A 19,384-nucleotide genomic window follows, 5' to 3' on the forward strand; every position below is an offset into this window, starting at 1 on the left:
CGCTTCAGAAGAGGTTAAAGATCAAAACATCAGACACACTTGATATGCAACTTGTCAGGCAGCACAACCGAAGTAGACCTACAAGGCACCGGAGCTGGGGGAGAGCAAGCAGTTGCCTAAAATCCTCAGCGAGCTCCATAGATCTCGCTACCCATCTCCAGCAGGACAGCCCGCAGTTCTTCCATTGCGTTCCGTAAAGTTGCTAAGTCTACGTTATCATTTGCCAGCAATGCCCTCAATGTGCCCGCCACTTGAGCCCCCCGCTGGATTCGAGCTTCGCTGAGGCGATTGCCATGCTCCTGCAGGGTTTTGTCGTAGTTGTAGAGCAGGCTATCTGACTGGTTGCGGGCTTCCACCAACTGCCGCCGGCGCTGATCTTCTTCGGCATAGGCCTCCGCTTCCCGACGCATTCGCTCGATCTCGCTGCTGCTCAAGCCACCGTTGTTGGTGATCTTGACGCTCTGCTCGATTCCTGTCCCCTTTTCCCGAGCCGAGACTTTCAAGATCCCGTTGGCATCGATGTCAAAAGAAACCTCGATCTGGGGCACCCCACGGGGAGCCGGCGGGATCCCGGTCAGCTGAAAGCGGCCCAAGGTTTTGTTGTCTTTGGCCATGGCCCGCTCTCCCTGCAGGACGTGAATCTCCACCACACTCTGGCCATCGGTGGCAGTGGAGAAAATCTGGGTTTTACTGGTGGGAATGGTGGTGTTGCGCTCGATGATGCGGGTGAAGACTCCCCCCAGCGTTTCCACCCCAATCGAGAGAGGGATCACGTCCAGCAGCAGTAGATCTTTCACTTCTCCACCCACCACGCCTGCCTGGATGGCAGCGCCAAGGGCCACCGCCTCGTCCGGGTTGACGGAGCGATCTGGGTTTTTTTTGAAGATTTGCCGAATTTTCTCCTGGACAGCGGGAATACGAGTAGAGCCGCCCACCAGCAGCACGCGGTCGATGTCTGCAGGGGAGAGGCCAGCATCCCGCAGCGCCTGTTCTGTAGGCTCCACGGTGGCCTCCACCAGATCCCGCACCAACTCCTCAAACTTGCCGCGGGTCAGCTCCACTTCCAGGTGCTTGGGCCCCGAATCGTCGGCGGTGATAAAAGGCAGGTTAATGAGTGTAACCTGGGTGCTGGACAGCTCAATTTTGGCCTTCTCAGCAGCCTCCCGCATCCGCTGCAGGGCCATGCGATCCCGCGAGAGGTCGATCCCTTCCGTCTCCAAAAACTGACGGATGAGCCAATCGACAATTCTTTGGTCGAAATCATCCCCCCCCAGGTGGTTGTTGCCGGCAGTCGCTTGCACCTCAAACACGCCGCTGCCCAGTTGCAGCACCGAGACATCGAAGGTGCCGCCACCCAAATCGAAAACCAGAATGCGTAGGTCTTGATCTTGTTTGTCTAGGCCATAGGCCAGGGCGGCTGCTGTCGGCTCGTTGATGATGCGCAGCACCTCCAGGCCGGCAATGGTGCCCGCATCTTTGGTGGCCTGCCGCTGGGCATCGGTGAAGTAGGCGGGAACGGTGATCACGGCTTGGGTCACCGGCTCCCCCAGATAGGCCTCCGCATCGGCCTTCAGCTTTTGCAGGATCATGGCGGAGATCTCCTGCGGAGTGTAGGCGCGATCTTGCACCGCCACTTCCACCATGTTGTCTCGACCGGGGATGACTTTGTAGGGAACCCGCCTCCGCTCATCTTCGGTCTCGGCAAAGGTGCGGCCAATGAAGCGTTTGATGCTGAAGATGGTGTTTTCAGCATTGGTAACCGCCTGGCGCTTGGCCAGTTGGCCCACCAAGCGGGTGTTGTTCTTGGCGAAGCCGACAATGCTGGGGGTGGTGCGCCCTCCCTCGGCGTTGGTGATCACAACGGGCTGACCACCTTCCAAAACCGCCACGCAACTGTTGGTGGTTCCCAGGTCAATCCCGATGACTTTACCCATAGCCCCCTCTTCCCGTGCGCCAAGTCTCAACTCAAGAACGCAATTCCACGGATCTTAAAAGCATTCTGCCCAGAATCCCGCAGAAACCTTCAGACGTTGCTTTCGTCTCCGTAGCTTTACTGTAGCGTTTCTGAGACTGCTCTGGCTCTGTTTGTCAAGGTTCAAGTGAGCAAGTTCGGCTAGGAAGGTTGGGGGTTTTGGGGAGAGGCGGGCGTGTTTTCCGGACCAGCTTCGATGGTGGCTTGGGCTGGGGGGGATGGTTCAGAGCTGGGGCTGCCCGCCGAGACGGCCACCATGGCATGACGGATCACCAAGTCCCCCAACTTGTAACCCGGCTGATATTCGATGGCTACCACATCCTCGGGATAGTCTGGGCTGGGCTGACGGGCTATGGCTTCGTGCAGGTTGGGGTCGAAGGGCTGGCCCACCGATTTCATGCGGGAGACGCCCATCTTCTTCAGGCATTCCACCAGCAGGCGGTAGACGCTCTGGTAGCTGTTGTGCAACTCCCGCTCGCGGTCGGTTTCCAGCTTCAGCTGCTGCTGAGCCCGCTCAAAGCTGTCCACAACAGGCAAGATCTCCAGCACAAATTTCTGCCGTTCTTTTTGGCTGAACTCTTCTTTTTCCCGCTGGGTACGCCGCCGGTAGTTTTCAAAATCGGCGTAGAGGCGCAGGTAGGCGTCTTCTTTCTCTTTGAGTTGCTGGCGGACAACTTCCAACTCGTGCTGGAGCTGCTTGAGAGCTTCACCGGGATCTGGAGAAGGCTCAGCTGCGGTTTCTCCGGAGGAGGTACCGGCTTCTGCTTCGCTATCTTCCAAAATCAGCTTCTCCAGCTCTGCCTCTACGTCGATCTCTTCTTCCTGTAGTTCAGGATAGGTATCTTCTGGGGCCATCGGTTGCTTCTCTTCGGCAGTCATGGGCGATGTCGGCAAGTGTTAGCAATGAGCAGTGACTCGGATATCCCCAGTTTGGCAGTTTCAAAACCGCCGCTGCACTCAGCCAAACCAGGCTCTGTGTTGATCGTATTCTACCGGGTTCTCTTTCAGCCAGTTGAAGTCAATATCTTTTCTTTCCTAGCCGACCAGCAGATGTTCCCGTGGCCGGCTCAGGCAATCGGGGAAGTAGATCTTGGCCAAGTCGGGGATTAGGCGCCAGTTGGGGCTGTAGATGGGTTGAATGGGGGAGTGGGTGTGAATATAGTAGACCAGAAAGTCGCGGATGCTATCGGCTGAGATCCACAGGGTTTGGGCTTCTTGGAACATGCTGTAACCGCCGCCGCCGCCGGCTCGGTAGTGGTTAATGGCCAGGCGAAAGGTCTGTGCTGGTTCCACCGGCTGTCCGCGGAATTGTAAGGTCACCAGGCGCTTTCCTACGGGGCGGGTGAGATCGAAGCAGTAGTCGATGCCGTGGTAGAGGTCGAAGGTGTAGCCGCGGGCTTCGGGGGCCACGACGGCAGCAGGATCGGCGGGAAGGTGATTGGGATCCAACTGGCGAAAATAGCCGGCAGTCTGTTCCAGGGCGCGCCGCAGAATATCTCCGGTGATCTCCAAAACGCAGAGGGTGTTGTCGTAGACGGTGAGGCTGTAGGCATCTTGCAGGGAGATGGGGCCTGCTGACAGGCCGGCGCTGCTGCAGATGTTGACCAGGGAGAGCTCTGCGGGGAATCCTGCCTCCCGCACTGCTTGCAATTGGGCCTGATGGAGCAGCTCTGCCAGAGGGTTGGCCCCCAGACGGGCTGCCAGACCGCCGCTATAGGCAGAACGGGCTTGGCCAATGGGCTGACGGATGTAGCGCAGGGTGGCTTGATGATAGGGCTCTGTCAAGGCCAAGAGTTCGGGATCGGGAGGGATCCCTTCGGCGGAGAGGAGCTGTGCGCTTTTGCTGATGATTTGCCAGCGGCTGCCCTGGCGCTCCAGCTCCAGGGATACCTGGGAGAGGTGGCTGCCCCAATAGCCGGGCTGCACCACTAGAGCTGGGGATCCCCCCAGACCGGCGATGGTCTGGTGGGTATGGCCGGAGAGGATGACGTCAATGCCGTCCAGCTCGGCCAGGGCCAACAGTTCGTTTTCCCCTGCCAGGCTTTTGTTGCTGCACCAGCCGGAGCGATCCGGGTTGTGCCAATGCTCAGGGGTGCGCAGGGGGGGCAATTGGTTGGGGCCGCTGTGCAGGATCAAGATCAAAACATCCACCTGAGGTCGCAGCAGCGACAGGTAGTGGCGGGCAGTCTCCAGCAGGGGGGCAAAGCGTAGGCCCAAGATGTAGTCCGGGCGCTCCCAGGTGTCGATGCGGGGGGTGGTCAGCCCCAACAGGCCGACGCGAACCCCGGCCAATTCCCGGATCAGGTAGGGCTGGAAGAGGGGATCCCCATTCTGGCGGAGGATGTTGGCACAGAGCACCGGACAGCGGAGATCGCCGACAAAATCCCGGAGAACCTGCAGCCCAAAGTTAAAGTCGTGGTTGCCAGGGGTAAAGGCGTCGTAGCCCAAGGCGTTGAGAGCATGAGCCAAGGGGTGAGGGGAGACGCGCTCCACTTGCGCATAGTAGGTGCCCAAGGGGGATCCCTGAATGGTGTCGCCGCTGTCGATGAGCAGGACGGGATCCTCACTGGCTGCTCGCACGCGCTTGATGAGGGTGGCCAGCTTGGCTAGACCGTGCTCCGCAGGGATCCCGGTGAAGTAGTTCCAGGGATGTAGATTGGCATGGAGATCCGAAGTGTGGAGAATTGTTAATCGCATTCTTATATCATAGCCAAAGTCAAAGCCCAACCCAAACTCGTCAGCCCAGCAAGAACAGCACCTGCACACAGCCCACCAAAAAGCCGAGGAGGCCGCCTAAGTTGACGATGGCCTGGAGTTCTTGGCGCACGATCTGCTGGATGGCCTGCTCCAGGTCGGCAGGGGAGGTGGCGTTGACTTTATCGGCAATGACCTGATCCAGGTTCAACACCGGGATCACCTGCATCATCAGGGATTCGAGATCCCGTTCTAGGTAGCGCTCCAAGACCAAAGCCAGGTCGGCGCTGATCTGATCGATGGAGGTGATCAACGCCTTGGAGTTGCGCAGGCGTCCCAACACCAGGCTGGCCACTTTTTCCCAATCGATGGTCTCCCCCAGCCCTTTGATAACCTCTGGCCCTTGGCTGCGCAGGTAATCTTGGATCCCGTCGCGGAGGGCACGGCGCAACTGACGCACGGCGGAAACCGGCAGGTTTTGCAGCGAGAGGTTCTGCAGGATCTCGGTCAGGCGGCGGGAGGCGTTGATGTCTTTGAGCAGATCTTCCAAGATGGCTTCTGCCCCTTCCGGCTCTTCTAGACAATAGGTGCGCAGGCGCAACAGGGCATTTTTCAGGCCGAACAAGTTGGCCACCACCCAGTAGGAGCCGGTCGCTCGTTCACGAAACTCCTCGTCAAGGGATTCGATGTTGCGATCGGTGAGAAAGTCCACCAAGTTCTGCCGCAACACCTTTGGGGGCAGCGCCTGCTTCAAGATCCACTCCGAGAGCTGCTTAGCCTGCTCGCTGCTGAGGCGCAGCTCCAGCAACACTTGGTCGAACAGTTGGTTAATGGGCCCTTCCAAAAAGGTTTCTTGGCGGGCCAGCACCTTCACCAGGCGGGGCAACGACTCGTTAAACAGGTCGGCTAAAATGCGCGCCAACACCTGAGCAGTTTGCTGCTGTTGCTCAGGGTTTTGCAGCCGATCCAGGGCTACCCCCAGCAGCCAGCGGATCCCTGCTTGCATGCGCTCGGTTTGCAGCAGCTTACGGGCCAGATTGTGCAGTTCCTCCGGCGTGAGCAGGGATCCCATGATGGTCTTGGCGATCTGCTTGGCCAGACGAGGCTGGTTCTGCGGGATCAGGCCGGGGGTAAAGGGGATGCGCCAGCCGAAAACCCGATAGGGGCGGTAGGGCCGGAACAGCATTTTGATGGCAATGTCGTTGGTGAAATAGCCGATCACCAGCCCGGCCAGCGGGGGCACAACGTAGATCCAGAAGGCCATGGAAGCAATTGAGGGTGCTCTCTTCTACTCTACTGACCTGCCCCAGCGCAAGAGAGCGTTGACCAGTTATTGGATGATCAGGCTATCGGTCAGTTCCAGCTCCACCAACGTATTGGGCTGCAGCGTCACCACCCGGTCAATATTGGTACTGCCTGCCGCAGCGCCGGCCAAGCTGCCGGCCAAGATCGGCAAAAAGCCCCATCCCCCCGTGAGGATCCCCAAGGCCAACCCACCTGCTGCCCCATAGCCTGCCCCGCGGGCTACAGTTGTGCCGACGTCGGCGTTGCGATCCAACCCGACTGGTAGCGGCGCAGATTGGCCTCTCACCAAGTAGGTGGAAGAGCCGATGGTGAGGCGGTTGGCCACAAAGCGGCTGCCGACGACCCGCTCTTGGGGATCGGCGCTCTCCGCCTCCCGGCCAGACAACTTCAGTTCTCGGTAAACCGGCTCAAAAGTGCCCCACACTACACTCCCTGCCGGGATCACCACCTGGCCAAAGCGATCCACCACCGGCTCGGAGACTTCCAGGTGGCCGTTAATGGCCTGGTAGGGCTGGAAAGTGATGGGGCGGTAGACCGTGAGGAGAATACGGGTGCCGGCAGGCAGCTCGCCCCGCGTGGCTCCAGGGAGATCCCCACCTGGGCTGAGGTCGGGCCGACGTTGATAGGAATAGGCCTCGCCTTGGGGGAGTTGTCCACCTGGGGCCACTGGAACGGGCACCACCGGGATCGGATCCAAAACCGGAGCCGTGGGATCCAGCGGCATTTGCGGCACCTGAGGTACAGGCGGTAGGGCCGGTGGGGCGGCAGAGCTGGGGGAGGGCGGAGCACTCAGCAAGGGCAAGGTAGGGACGGGATCCCCCCTGGGGGGCACCGGCTGAGGGGTGAACTCGAACTGCTGAGCAGCAACCGGGGTAACGGCACCGGCTATCAACACCCCCCAAAAGGAACTCCTCTGCAACAAATGCAGGAACGGCTGCAAGGTTGAGCTCATGGATCCCATCCGGTCACAACTGGCAGTAGCTTAACATCCTGCCCCGCTTGTGCCCACTAGATTTAGTAGGTATTAAGGGATCGGAAGCTCTTAAAACACTATTGAGCCTGTTCGGGGTCTGGATCGAGTTTTCCCTAGGGGCTGGGGGAAGGAGAAGGAGTCGGTCCGCCGGGATCCCCTGGCTGGGGGGCTGGGGATTCTGGCTTAGGAGACTCTGTAGCCTCACTCTCCTGAGCCTCGGGGCTGGACTCCGGCTTGGGTTCTGCAGGAGACCGTCCTTCTGGAGAAGGAGAAGGTGAAGGCTGATACATTTACGCTGAACACTGCTGAACATCACTGTTCAACTATGCAGCGATAGCATTCTGTTTGTTTCCATTCGCGTTAGCGGGACGGAGTCCAAACAGAATGGCGGTATCCCGCAAAGCTTTGAGTAGAATACCCAAAGCGCAGTTTCCGTGTCGTCTTACTACCAATTTTCTGCTTTGCTTTGGCTACCATGTTGGCAGACTCGAAAGTAAACAGAAAGATCAACTGGTAGTAATCCGTACTGAACATATTATACATTATTTTCAGTATAGTTGAGCTTATTATTGACTAGAGTCATGCTCCCCGCCAGGCTGTGGAGTGGGAGTGGGTGTAGCTTCCGGCGTGGGTGTGGGAGTAGGCGTAGCTACCGGTGTTGGGGTTGGCGTTGGGGTCAGAGCTGGAGTCGGCGTTGGGGTCGGTGTGGGCGTGGCTGTCGGTGTTGGGGTTGGGGTTGGTGCGGGTGTTGGGGTCGGTGTGGCAGTGGGCTGGGCGGCCTGCACCTGGAAAGACCACTGCTGGATGGTGGTGTTGCCGCTGGTATCGGCAATTTGGACGGCGATCAAGGTCGGTCGATCGGTGGGCAGCGGCTCGGCTGGGGTGTAGGCGAAGCCGGTGCGGGTGAGCTGGGCTTGGGCGGTGACATCCACATTGTTCACCAGCAAGGTAAAGCTATTCAGGTCAATTCCTTGGTCATCTTGGAAACGGGCTGAGATGGAGGGGCGAGGGTTGTCTGTTAGGGATCCGTTGGGAGGGACCAGTTCGCTGATGGTGGGGAAGGTGGTGTCGGTCACCCGCCCGATGGTGATGGTCTTATCCGGCAGCTGCACCAGGGTTACCAGTCCATCCCGCTCCAAGCGGGCAAAAACAGGCGCTTCTGAGGCCCGGTCTTGGCTGCGGAAGGTGTAGCTGCCCTCGTATTGCCCTGGGCGGGTTTCCTGCAGTGGCAGGTTGTAGGCAATGCCGGGGATGGAAAACGATCCCTGCGCCCCTGGGGATCCCAGCAAAAACACGGTAACGGTATCCCCTGGGTTTACGGATCCCAGCTCTTCGCGGGCAAAGAAGGTTCTCACCTCTGGAGCGGCGGGCAGCGTTTCCACCAGAGGCTCAATGGGAATGTCCGGCGTGGCCAGGGGTTCGGGCGTAGGGGTGACCTGGGCAAGGAGCTCGGTACGGATCCCAGGGCCGGGAATGGCAGCCCCCACCGGCGGATCCAAATTGGGCACCCGGCCCACCTTGGCCAGCGCTTGGTAGGTAAGAGCAGCCACTTCCCCCCGCGTGGCCACCGCCTGGGCATTCAATTGGGTGGGGTTGGGGTAGAGCACCAACAGCCCTTCCTGAACTGCTGTCGCGATGGGGGCGCGGGCAAAGTTGGGAACCAAATTGGCATCGCCGAACGCGGATAGGATCGCGTCAATTTGGCCGGCATCTTCGATGAGCCTGCCGTTGGTGGCTGCACGGGTCAGGACAGTGATGGCCTGCGCACGGGTGAGCACATCGTTGGGGCGAAAGGTGCCGTCCGGAAAGCCGGAAACAAACCCTGCCGCTGCCGCCGCGCCGATGGAGGGAGCCGCCCAACTGGGAATCGGATCGGCAAAGGAGCGCACAGGAACGTTGGTATCTAGGCCAAAAGCTTTGGTGACAATGACGGCAAATTGGGCACGGGTGATGGATTCATTGGGACGAAAGGTGCCATCCGGGAAGCCGCCGATGATCTGCCGTTCATTCAACCCAGCAATGTACTGGGCACCCCAATAGGTGCTGATATCAGAAAGTTGGGCCCAAGCGGGATCCCCAAGCCAGGCCAAGCTGCTGCAACTGATCACCAGAGCGGCGGTTTTCCAGCCCTGCCAAAGGCAAAGCTCACGCATCGTTCACACCTCAGGTTCTGGGTACAGGATTCAGGTCTCGGATCCCCACTCTTGGCTGGGAGAGGCCATAGAAACTGGCCGGACAGAAGAGTTGGAGAGGATATCCAAACCGCACATCCAGACGAGGAAACCTTCTGAAAAGTTCTGTCTGGCCACCGGTTTCGCCAACCTTTCAGGGGGCAGGATTGGGGTAGCGCTGGTGCACCGCCTCGATCTCCGCCAGGATCTGCGGGGACAGCTCCACATCCAGGCAACTGAGGTTCTCTTTGAGTTGGGTCAGGCTGGTGGCCCCAATGATGGTGCTGGTGACAAACCAGCGGCTGCGCACAAAGGCCAAAGCCAACTGGGCCGGTGTCAGGCCGTGCCGGCGGGCAATTTGCACATAGGCGGCCACTGCTTCTTCCACATTGGGCTTGCGGTACCGCTGGCCAAAGCCTTCAAACAAGGCCAAACGGGATCCCGGCGGCTTCACACCCCCCAGATATTTGCCCGTCAGCAGCCCAAATCCGAGCGGGCTGTAGGCCAGCAAGCCCACCTGCTCGTGGCGGCAGACTTCCGCCAGGCCCATTTCAAACGTGCGGTTGATGAGGCTGTAGGCATTCTGAATCGAGACCACCTTGGGCAACCCCAGTTGCTCGGCCACCTGGCAGAACTTGCTCACCCCCCAAGGGGTTTCGTTGCTCAGGCCGATGTAGCGCACCAGGCCTTCCTGGACCAGCTCCGCCAGGCCCTGCAACTGCTCGGCGATGGGAACGGTGGGCCGCTCTTGGCTGGGATCGTAGGCAACGCCCCCAAACAGGGGCACATAGCGATCCGGCCAGTGGATCTGGTAGAGGTCGATGTAGTCGGTCTTCAGGCGCTTGAGGCTGCCGGCCACCGCCTGCCTGAGGTTGTCGCGGGTAATGGACAGGGATCCGCCGCGAATCCAATGCCAGGGCCGACCAGGGCCGGTGATCTTGGTGGCCAGGATCAGGCGATGCCGCGGTTGGTGTTGCAGCCACTCGCCGATGTAGCGCTCGGTGGATCCCTGGGTTTCCGCCCGCGCCGGCACCGGATACATCTCGGCGGTATCGATGAAGTTGATCCCGTGCTCCACCGCGTAGTCGAGCTGTTCGAAAGCCTCAGACAAAGTATTCTGCTGCCCAAAGGTCATGGTGCCCAGGCAGATCTCGGAAACTTGCAAAGGGCTGTGGCCAAGCTGGCGGTAGCGCATGGGGAATCTCCATCTAGACAGCGCGCCAGTCCCCATTGTGCCCAAAACCTGTCGGCCTACGGGATCCCCCGCTATGCCCCCGTTCCTATTTCGGTGCGGATCCCAGCAGGGGAACGTACTCGCGGTAGAGCTGACCCAAAATTTCCAGACCAATGCGGGTGCGGCTATCGGGGGGGCGAGCCTCAATGGCCGCCTTGACTTGTAAAATCGTGCCCACCGGATAGGGGGAGCGCAGCTCCTCCCGCTTGCCCAAAAACACATCCGTAAAGTAGTCGATCAGCCGCTTGACTTCCCCCACGTCTTTGCGGGAAATGTCCATATCCAAAACGGTGGTCAACTTGGCCCGCATAGCCTGAAAACTTTGCTGGCCGGTGTTGAGGGCCACCCGCTTGGCCAGGCTATCCACCACAATTTGGGTGATCTTCTCCACATTTTGGGTGACGATTTCTCGGTGGCGGGCGGCAAAGCGCAACTGAACCTCATCCAGGAATCGTTCTCGTTCCAGAATCTGGATGCCCTGTTGCTCCAGATCCACTCCATAGCTTTGCAACTGCTTGTACTGATTCAAAACCCATTGGTTGTAGAAGGAATCGGCCAAAACTCGCCAATAGCCGATGAGGGTGGCCTCGGCAGAGGGAACGCTGACCAAATAGGCCTCGCTGGTGATCAGGCGCAAATGCTCTGTCAGCTCATCTCGCTCCTTCTCATCCAAGTAGGAGGTGCGCGGCACCCAAACTGCCCCGTACTCGCTTTTCACTTCTCCGGGCAGGGATCCGAAGAGGGTGTCAAAAAACTGATGAATGCTGAAGAGGAGAAACTTTCCCGGATCCTGAAGGCGGTTGAGCAGTTCCTGTTTTTTCTCCTCCTGATATTGGGCCACCAATTGCTGGGCCTCGGCGATCTGGCCGCGGGCCACCTCCACATCTTGCCGCAGCTTTTCAATCTCTTCTGAGCTCACCATCTCAACGCCGGCAGGCTCCCGTTCCCCGCTGAAATAGCTGCCCCCCAGCCCGCTGCCCCCAATGCCCACCAGGGGAGCGTCGCTGTCGTTGTCCAGGGTTAGAAGGCGAGCAAGAGCCTGGAGTCGAGCCTGCCGATTGGAGGAGCGCAGGGATCCCAGCTCCACCGGATCCCCACTTTCCCAACCGTCCAGCCCGCCGATGCGGTAGAGCGTGTAAAAATACTTGCTGAGCAGAAGCGCCAGCAGATGCCTGTTCTTGACCTCGTTGTACTCCAGGTAGGCTCGCAGACACAGTTGGAAGGCGATGTTGGGCAAGCTGCGACACACCTTCATAATCTGGGTGTAGACCCTTTGCAGGTGAGGCCGAAAGCTGCGTGGGATCGCCTCGGGCCGTAGGCCGCGCAACAAGAACTCCTGCTGGCGCAGATCTTGAGGGGTAAAGTAAAAACTTTCTTGCCAAAGCAGCTCATCCAAGTCACGGGCAAAAATCGGTTTCAAATGGTCGATGATTTGCACCACAACCGACTCGGTGAAGACCGGTATAATCTTTTCGATGTGAAGCTGATCGTAAACGGAGCGCAGCCGCTCGCTGCGGAAGTCTTCGATGGAGATCAGCCCCTTCATGGTTCCGATCCGACCATCGCTCAGCAGGAACTTATAGACCACTTCGGCAGTGGCCCCTGGGGAGAGAACAAGAGTTCCCGTCAAGTCAGGGCAGATTTGCAGGGGGCGTAGCAGGCGACTGGTTTCACTGACGCTGAAGCAACTCCAAGCTGCCGGGTTTAACACCACCGACGATAGGGAGGCCAACAATTGCTTCTCGTCCAAGTCCTCCAGCCGAATTTCTCCCCTGTGAGCTTCGCTAGGTCCCGGAGGCAAGCTCGCCCGCGAATCCTGAACGGCGGAAGGAGATAAGGATGGGGGAGATGTGCTCATGCGGTAAAGGCTATTGAATCTTAACGTTCACTCTAAGTCGGCGAAGGATGGATGAGTGTGATCTGTATCTCTGTATCCAATGAAAGTCTCTCAAGAAGAATCTGCCCAGAATCTGCCTCGAATTGTCTCCCGCCACCAGTATCTGGAAACGGTTAGCTTTTGGGTAGCGTGCAACCACGGTTTTGAGGATCCACAAATCGATACGTACCTTCAGCTCTGATGGATGAGGCTGCTGAGGCTTCACCCCTTTGTCGTGGACTGCTTGCCGAGCTGGTTTTCCTGACGCAACGCCTAAGCTACGATAAAAGGTCTGCCTACCAGTATGGGGTATTGGGCTGGAGTTGGGTTTGGATGCGTTTTGACTTTGGGATTGGGGTGCAGCGGTCATGGCGGCCATTTTGATTGTCGACGACGATCCGACGATTCGGCTGGTGTTGAAGCGATCCCTGGAACGACAGGGCTACACCGTGGAGATGGCCAGCAACGGTTCCGAGGGGCTGGAGCAAGCCCACCTGCTGGTGCCGGGGCTGATCATCTGTGACTGGATGATGCCGGACATGGATGGGCTGGAGGTTTGCCGACGCATCAAAGCCGATCCCAAGTTTTCCACGACGTTTTTTATTTTGCTCACCGCCCGCACTGAGGTGGAAGACCGCATCCAGGGCCTGGATGCCGGAGCAGATGAGTTTCTAAGCAAGCCCATCGACCCCAATGAGTTGCGGGCACGTGTGCGAGCCGGATTACGCTTACACCAGCTCAGCTATGACCTGCAGCAGCAAACGGCCAGGTTACGGGCAGAATTGGCAGAGGCGGCCAGCTATGTGCGTTCCCTCCTGCCGGAGCCAGCCTATTTCCCCGACTGCAAAGTGGCTCTCGAGTGGCGCTTTTTGCCCTCCCAGGAATTGGGGGGAGATTCGTTTAACTATCATTGGCTGGATGAGGAGCACCTGGCCATCTATCTGCTGGATGTGTCGGGGCATGGGGTGGGATCCGCTCTGTTGTCGGTGTCGGTGATGAACCAGTTGCGCACTCAAGGCTTGGCCGATGCCGATCCCCGCCAGCCGGACGCGGTCTTGCGCGCCCTCAACCACTCTTTTCAAATGGGATCCCACCATGAGATGTACTTCACCCTTTGGTATGGGGTTTATCAGCCGGGATCCCGTCTGCTCTCTTTTGCCAGTGCCGGCCACCCACCTGCCCTGCTCATCCAGGGTCAGGATTCGCTCCTGCTGAAGACTGCCAACTTGCCCATTGGCATTTTGCCCGACCTCACTTTTCAAAGGGATCAGGTGCGGATCCCGGAGAACAGCCATCTCTACCTGTTCAGCGATGGAGTTTACGAAGTCATAAACCCGCAGAGAGAACTCTGGGGGCTGGACAATTTGATAGCCCTGCTGAGCAAGAGCGCTGACGGTGGCCTGGATCAGGTGATCCATGAGGCCCAATCCTTTCAGGGGCGGACGGACTTTGAGGATGATTTCTCCCTGCTCCGGATCAGCTTTGGTTAGAGGTGGGTTGTGGCTGTTTCAAGCTGCTTTGAGGCGATCCCCTGACCAAAAGGCGCGGCAAGCCCCGTCCTTCAGGGCGGGGAAGGATAGCGCCGACCGTAGCCGACGCCCTTTAAAAACGCAGTGCCGGCCATGTGAATATCGTTGTCATCACGCATAGGCCAAGAATACGATTGAGCGGTGCAACGACTTCAAGCCTTCAAGTACGAATTGCTGCCCAACAGCCAGCAGGAACGGCAGATGCGCCGCTTTGCTGGCTCCTGCCGGTTCGTCTACAACAAAGCACTGGCGTTGCAGAAGGAGCGTCACGAGCAAGGTCAGAAAAAGCTAGGCTATGCGGGCCTGTGCCAGCTGCTCACCGCGTGGCGCCACAGCGCAGATACAGCGTGGCTGGCGGATGCGCCGGTGCATCCGCTGCAACAGGCGCTCCAGGATTTGGAGCGAGCCTACAGCCACTTCTTCGCCCAGCGCGCCGGCTTCCCGAAGTTCAAGAAGAAGGGCCGGTCGGACAGTTTCCGTTATCCCGCGCCCAAGCAAATCCAGCTGGACCAGGCCAACAGCCGCATCTTTCTGCCCAAACTTGGCTGGCTGCGTTATCGCAACAGCCGCGACGTGGTGGGCAAGGTCAAGAGCGTCACCGTATCCAAGCACGCTGGCAAGTGGTTCGTGTCGATTCAGACCGAGCGGGAGGTTAATTGGCCTATTCCGCAGGGGGGCGCAGTGGGCATGGACATGGGCATTGCCCGCTTGGCTACCCTCTCGGACGGCACGTTCTACGCGCCCCTCAACAGCTTCAAGCGGCACGAGGCGCGCTTGCGCAAGGCACAGCAAGCGCTCTCCCGCAAAGTCCAGTTCAGCAACAACTGGAAGAAGGCGAAAGCCCGCCTCCAGCGTATTCATTCTCAGATGGCCAACGCCCGCCGCGACTTCCTGCACAAGGTCTCGACCGCGATTTGCAAAAGCCAGGCAATCGTGTGCATCGAGGACTTGCGGGTGCGGAATATGTCCAAGTTGGCGGCAGGGACAGCAGATGCTCCTGGGAAGAACGTCCGCGCCAAGTCAGCGTTAAACAAAGCCATTCTCGACCAGGGGTGGTATGAGTTCCGCTGCATGCTGGAGTACAAGCTGGCCTGGAAAGGTGGCAGGCTCATTGTCGTGCCGCCGCAGAACCCGAGCCGCACCTGTCCATGTTGCGGCCATGTTTCATCAGACAACCGCCAGACCCAAGCCTGGTTCGAGTGCGTGGCGTGCGGCTATGAGAATAACGCCGATCGCGGCAGCGGGCCGGAGGCCTTTCGCGGCAGCGGGCCGGAGGTCTTTCTGGTCGGTGCCATCAACATCCTTGCTTGCGGGATACAGCTGTTGCGAGACGAAGGGCAGGACACGACCGACGCTGCGGTCGGGATGCGGGTGGGTGAACCACCCGTGTCAGCCCGGATGGCCTGTGGATCGAACCGCACGGGCGGTCGGAAGCAGGAACCCGCCGAGACGACTGCGCAAGGAGCCATCCATGCGTAGCGTGGTAGGAATCTCCAGCCTTCAGGCCGGGGAGGATGTCAATTTCCCAGTTTCACCCTCCTCTCTGGCTCAGCTTGGAGCCAATGGCCTCATCGGCAAACCCTTCAACGCCGCCACCCTGGCTGCGGACATCTGTGCTCTGCTGGGCTGGGATCCCTGACTCAACCCTGAACCCGCCCCAAAGACCCCTGGGATCCCACCGATATCCGCCAAATCGCGTAGAAGAAACGTACAAATTGCCTACGCAAATCCTCGATGTTTCTCTGTACTTCCACTGATCTCGAGGCTATGATAGGGGCATGAACGTTAGAAATACGGAGGAAACACAGATGCAAGTCAGTGAAGATCTAACCCTGGACTACCGTACTTACCGCATAGCAGCCCTATTGAGCGAGAGCTTCTCTTTGGGAGCACTGCTGGGAGTATCCCTCAAGTGGCAGAACGATGTCTCCTCCGTGAATGAGCCGCGGCCCAGGGCTTCCCATCTTTCCCTGCAGGACATCGAGCAGCGCTACCTCACCTCTTGGCAAAGATAGTCTTCTCCCTTCAAAAACCATCTCTCAAACAGAACCAGACATGAATACAAGTCTTGACTCTGTTACTCTGCCCTCCAGCATCCAAGAAATCGTGGAGCAGGTGTTCCGCAGCAGCTTCCTCAGCTTGGACCAAGAGAACCGCATCAATGAGCTGCTCTTTCAGCGGCGCTACTCTGAGGCCGACCTGGAACTGTTGGATCGCCTGAGCTTGGCCTTGCTGAACCATCAAATTGAGACGGAAAAACGTTCTGCGGCAAAAGCTGCCTGACCCCCAAAACGCATCAAGTTCCTCCAAAGCAAAAGGGGATCCCAGCTGGATCCCCTTATTTGTCCAATCTGAGTCCAGTGACTAGCTGATCTCCAAGGAAAACCCTGGAAGCGCCCCGGCAAGCATTCCAGAGTTCTTGCAGGATGTGGGGACTAGACCGCAACGGTCTTCTTCACCTGAGCCGCCAAAGCTCCAGAAGCATACTTGGCTGCCATCTCATCCAAGGTAACCACCGGAACTTTGGTGCCATGGCCAGCACAGCCGAAGGCAATGTAGCGCTCAGCACAGACTTTTTGCATTTCCTTGATGGAAGGCTTGAGGAAGTGGCGGGGATCAAACTCTTTCGGATTCTCGGCCAGGGCGCGGCGCACGGCAGCCGTGATGGCCAGGCGGTTGTCGGTGTCGATGTTTACTTTGCGCACTCCATTTTGGATGCCCCGCTGAATTTCTTCCAGCGGCACACCGTAAGTCTCGGGAATGGAGCCGCCGTATTCGTTGATGATGTCGATCAGCTCCTTGGGCACCGAGGAGGAACCGTGCATCACCAGGTGAGTGTTGGGCAGGCGGCGGTGGATCTCGGCGATACGCTCCATGTCCAGAATGTCGCCGGTGGGCTTCCGGGAGAACTTGTAGGCGCCATGGCTGGTACCAATGGCTACGGCCAGCGCATCCACCTGAGTTCGCTCCACAAAGTCCACCGCTTGGTCGGGGTCGGTGAGGAGTTGGTCATGGCTGAGCGCCTCTTCCGCACCGTGGCCATCTTCCGCTTCCCCACGGCCCGTCTCCAGGGATCCCAGGCAGCCCAGTTCTCCTTCCACGCTTACCCCAATTGCGTGGGCCACTTTCACCACCTCGGAGGTCACGGCCACGTTGTACTCGTAGCTGGCCGGGGTCTTGGCATCTTCCTTGAGGGATCCATCCATCATGACGCTGGTGAAGCCGTTGCGGATGGCGGAATAGCAGGTAGCCGGGCTATTGCCGTGGTCTTGGTGCATGGCGACGGGGATGTGGGGGTAGGTCTCCACTGCCGCCAGGATCAGGTGCCGCAGAAAGTTCTCGCCCGCATACTTGCGTGCCCCTCGAGAGGCTTGCAGGATAACGGGGCTGTTGGTTTCATGGGCTGCCTGCATGATTGCTTGGATCTGCTCCATGTTGTTGACGTTGAAGGCAGGAATGCCGTAGCCATGTTCGGCGGCATGATCCAGCAGCGTCCGCATTGCAACGAGAGCCATCGGTTACCTCCTGAGGTGCTGACCTAGTGCGTATGAGATTTGCTTACCGTTGATCTTAAGATACTTTTTACGTTTTGGCGGATAAGCCGCCGGGGATCTGCGCATCTTGCCGAGGGATCCTTGCAGCTATTGGCCGTGATGCTCGCGCTCAGGCGCAACAGGCGCACCGACATCTTCAGATACAGTGGGGAGGGGCAAGACTGTTGGGCGCTTGCATCGAGGATGGTTCTGCCCATGCCCGCCTAATTGATCTCTTACCTCAATTGATCTCTTTCAGTTTTGTGTTGTTCGCCCGGAGGAATGGGAACGTGCGTTGCGATCGCTGGCCGGTCTTGGGTGTAAAGCCAACAAGGGCTCTGTCCTGCTGGGGCAAAAGGCTGCGCTGGGTGCGAGGAACCGGTTTGGCAATGGCCTGCTGGGCAGTGGCGGGCCTTCGGTCGGCAGCTTGGGGGATCCCCGGGCAATCTCCGGATCAGGTGGCGGCCTGGGTGAGGGACAATCCTGTGCTGCGGCCCCGTCCGGGCGAAACCCTGAACATCAACCGAGTGGAGCCGGATGGATCCCGTTTTACGTTCTTGGCTTCGGTGGCTCCGCCGGGACGGATCATCAACCCGCTGGATCGGGAGACGATTCGCTCGGAACGGATGACGTTCTTTCGCCCCCAAGGACTGACAGCAGAGGATCTCTTTCAAGCCATTCGCGATGTCTATGGGCCGGAGATCGCCGCCGATCTGGATCAGGCGGTGGAGGTGATTCGCTACCCGTCCCCAGAAGCTCTGGCAGGCAGTCCGGGCTATACCTTGGCCCTTGCCATCCAAGGGGTGGTGCTGCGGGGAAACCAATTTGTGTACTGGCTGGAGCTGACGCAAAACCCCGATGGCCGTGTACAGCAGGGGCAGGTGTGGGTGTTCCAAGAGGAATGGCTACCCAAGGTGGAAGGGGAGTTGGCGGAACGTTTCCCCTTGCAGGTGATGACCCGTTGAGGGGCCCCCAATCTTTATCCCCGAGGAGAAGGGCGCTCAGGGGCGGAGGGAGTTGCTGACATCCAAAGCCGGCAATTCCACCCGTTCTACCTGGGGCCGAAAGCCCAACCAAGGAGTGGCCAACTGGGCAAATCGCTCTGGATCCCCGCTCACACAGAAACGGTGGGGTTCTCCCCAAGCAGCGGTCAAGGGGCGACGCAAGTCCCACAAACTCAATTCGCGGGCCAGGGATCCCACCAGCGCCATCCCTGGATCTACCCGTTTGACCGAGGACGGCAGCAAAGGCTTCAGGATTGGATCCAGCAGGGGGTAGTGAGTACAGCCATAGACAAGAGTATCGATCCCCTGTTGCAACAGCGGTTGCAGGTAGCGTTCAGCCGCCTGTCGCAGAGCAGGGCTATCCAGCCATCCGGCTTCAATGAGAGGGACGAACTCAGGGCAGGCCTGCTCCCAACAGTAAACGGGGTACGGAAAACGTTTGGGATCCAGAGCGCTGTACTCTTGAATGGCTCTTGAGTAAGCGCGACTCTTGACCGTGGCCATCGTGGCGAGCACCCCAATGCGGGATCCCTGGGCCAGTGCTGCCTGGGCGCCGGGTAGGATCAACCCCAGAACGGGCAGGGCAAACTCCTGCCGCACGTGGTCCAGAGCCAAGGCCGAGCTGGTATTGCAGGCCATCACCACCAGCTTCACCGGCTGTGCCTGCATCCATGTCAGAATTTGCCGCACAAAGGCCAGGATCTCCTCTGGCGAGCGTTCCCCATAGGGCAACCGCGCTGTGTCGCCGAAGTAGATGAGCCGTTCCTGGGGGAGTCGGCGGCGTAAGGCTCGCCAAACCGTCAGCCCGCCCAAGCCGCTGTCAAACACCCCAATTGGCCAACTGGGATCTGGCTCTGATTTCCACTCCCACTGCATGCTCCGTTCTCCTCAACACCTTGGCCTAAGCTGCTGTATCCTACCCTGCTTTCGAGAATCTCGGCGACAGATTCCCTGCCTTCCCTCTGAGATCAACTGGGCCAACTGGATCGTCAATTCGATCAGCTAGAAATCGCAGGAGCCCCGCACTGTACCCGTAGGGTCAGTGCCGGGAGGAATGCGAGGTTACAATAGAACCATGACCCAAGTCCTGACC

17 protein-coding genes are annotated in these 19,384 nt (G+C 58.9%); 6 read left to right on the forward strand and 11 right to left on the reverse strand.

Annotated elements, in window-relative coordinates; all coding sequences use genetic code 11:
* Nucleotides 1–125 precede the first annotated feature (125 nt).
* The 9 genes from dnaK to ACVWXE_RS07085 form a co-directional block, all read right to left on the reverse strand.
* The gene (dnaK, locus tag ACVWXE_RS07045; protein ID WP_414329166.1) at nt 126–1,934 is read right to left on the reverse strand and encodes a molecular chaperone DnaK; all 1,809 of its coding nucleotides are present in this window, start codon (nt 1,932–1,934) and stop codon (nt 126–128) included.
* A 179-nt stretch (nt 1,935–2,113) separates the two neighbouring features.
* Entirely contained in the window at nt 2,114–2,851 is a 738-nt protein-coding gene (gene grpE / locus ACVWXE_RS07050; RefSeq protein WP_414407151.1) for a nucleotide exchange factor GrpE, read from the reverse strand.
* Between the two features lie 156 nt (nt 2,852–3,007).
* A complete protein-coding gene (locus ACVWXE_RS07055; RefSeq protein WP_457489929.1) occupies nt 3,008–4,669 on the reverse strand; it encodes a bifunctional metallophosphatase/5'-nucleotidase in 1,662 nt (553 codons plus the stop codon).
* A 40-nt stretch (nt 4,670–4,709) separates the two neighbouring features.
* Complete coding sequence (locus ACVWXE_RS07060) at nt 4,710–5,930, reverse strand: DUF445 domain-containing protein (protein ID WP_011434466.1); 1,221 nt, start codon at nt 5,928–5,930, stop codon at nt 4,710–4,712.
* A gap of 66 nt (nt 5,931–5,996) precedes the next feature.
* Nucleotides 5,997–6,923, reverse strand: a complete 927-nt coding sequence (locus ACVWXE_RS07065) for a hypothetical protein (RefSeq protein ID WP_457440262.1) — start codon at nt 6,921–6,923, stop codon at nt 5,997–5,999.
* A 134-nt stretch (nt 6,924–7,057) separates the two neighbouring features.
* Nucleotides 7,058–7,234 carry a hypothetical protein gene (locus ACVWXE_RS07070; RefSeq protein ID WP_414424808.1) on the reverse strand — a complete coding sequence of 59 codons (177 nt, stop codon included), beginning with the start codon at nt 7,232–7,234 and terminating at the stop codon, nt 7,058–7,060.
* 276 nt (nt 7,235–7,510) lie between these two features.
* Nucleotides 7,511–9,097, reverse strand: a complete 1,587-nt coding sequence (locus ACVWXE_RS07075) for an S-layer homology domain-containing protein (protein ID WP_457489930.1) — start codon at nt 9,095–9,097, stop codon at nt 7,511–7,513.
* A gap of 172 nt (nt 9,098–9,269) precedes the next feature.
* On the reverse strand, nt 9,270–10,310 hold the full coding sequence (locus tag ACVWXE_RS07080) for an NADP(H)-dependent aldo-keto reductase (protein ID WP_457489931.1): 1,041 nt from the start codon (nt 10,308–10,310) through the stop codon (nt 9,270–9,272).
* Between the two features lie 85 nt (nt 10,311–10,395).
* Nucleotides 10,396–12,150 (reverse strand): hypothetical protein, encoded by a 1,755-nt coding sequence (locus tag ACVWXE_RS07085; RefSeq protein WP_457403958.1) that lies wholly within the window; start codon nt 12,148–12,150, stop codon nt 10,396–10,398.
* A 443-nt stretch (nt 12,151–12,593) separates the two neighbouring features.
* Here ACVWXE_RS07085 and ACVWXE_RS07090 point away from each other — a divergent pair, with 443 nt between their 5' ends.
* The 5 genes from ACVWXE_RS07090 (at nt 12,594) to ACVWXE_RS07110 (ending at nt 16,037) form a co-directional block, all read left to right on the forward strand.
* Entirely contained in the window at nt 12,594–13,715 is a 1,122-nt protein-coding gene (locus ACVWXE_RS07090; RefSeq protein WP_457403957.1) for a PP2C family protein-serine/threonine phosphatase, read from the forward strand.
* Between the two features lie 180 nt (nt 13,716–13,895).
* Complete coding sequence (locus tag ACVWXE_RS07095) at nt 13,896–15,233, forward strand: RNA-guided endonuclease InsQ/TnpB family protein (protein ID WP_457489932.1); 1,338 nt, start codon at nt 13,896–13,898, stop codon at nt 15,231–15,233.
* Complete coding sequence (locus ACVWXE_RS07100) at nt 15,226–15,393, forward strand: hypothetical protein (RefSeq protein WP_457404261.1); 168 nt, start codon at nt 15,226–15,228, stop codon at nt 15,391–15,393. Before ACVWXE_RS07095 ends, ACVWXE_RS07100 begins: the two co-directional genes overlap by 8 nt.
* 169 nt (nt 15,394–15,562) lie before the next feature.
* Nucleotides 15,563–15,769, forward strand: a complete 207-nt coding sequence (locus ACVWXE_RS07105) for a hypothetical protein (protein WP_011432020.1) — start codon at nt 15,563–15,565, stop codon at nt 15,767–15,769.
* 40 nt (nt 15,770–15,809) lie between these two features.
* Nucleotides 15,810–16,037, forward strand: coding sequence for a hypothetical protein (locus ACVWXE_RS07110; RefSeq protein ID WP_457489933.1), 228 nt, complete (start codon nt 15,810–15,812; stop codon nt 16,035–16,037).
* Nucleotides 16,038–16,189: 152 nt separating this feature from the next.
* On the opposite strand, the gene fba is transcribed toward ACVWXE_RS07110, so the two are convergent.
* A complete protein-coding gene (gene fba / locus ACVWXE_RS07115; RefSeq protein WP_011432022.1) occupies nt 16,190–17,269 on the reverse strand; it encodes a class II fructose-bisphosphate aldolase in 1,080 nt (359 codons plus the stop codon).
* Nucleotides 17,270–17,676: 407 nt separating this feature from the next.
* Between fba and ACVWXE_RS07120 the strand changes: the two genes are divergently transcribed.
* On the forward strand, nt 17,677–18,252 hold the full coding sequence (locus ACVWXE_RS07120; protein ID WP_414416955.1) for a hypothetical protein: 576 nt from the start codon (nt 17,677–17,679) through the stop codon (nt 18,250–18,252).
* Nucleotides 18,253–18,288: 36 nt separating this feature from the next.
* Here the strand turns inward: ACVWXE_RS07120 and murI are convergent, their stop codons facing one another.
* Complete coding sequence (gene murI / locus ACVWXE_RS07125; RefSeq protein ID WP_457445564.1) at nt 18,289–19,167, reverse strand: glutamate racemase; 879 nt, start codon at nt 19,165–19,167, stop codon at nt 18,289–18,291.
* Nucleotides 19,168–19,384: the final 217 nt, after the last annotated feature.

This window comes from Thermostichus sp. MS-CIW-41 (genome assembly GCF_054058915.1).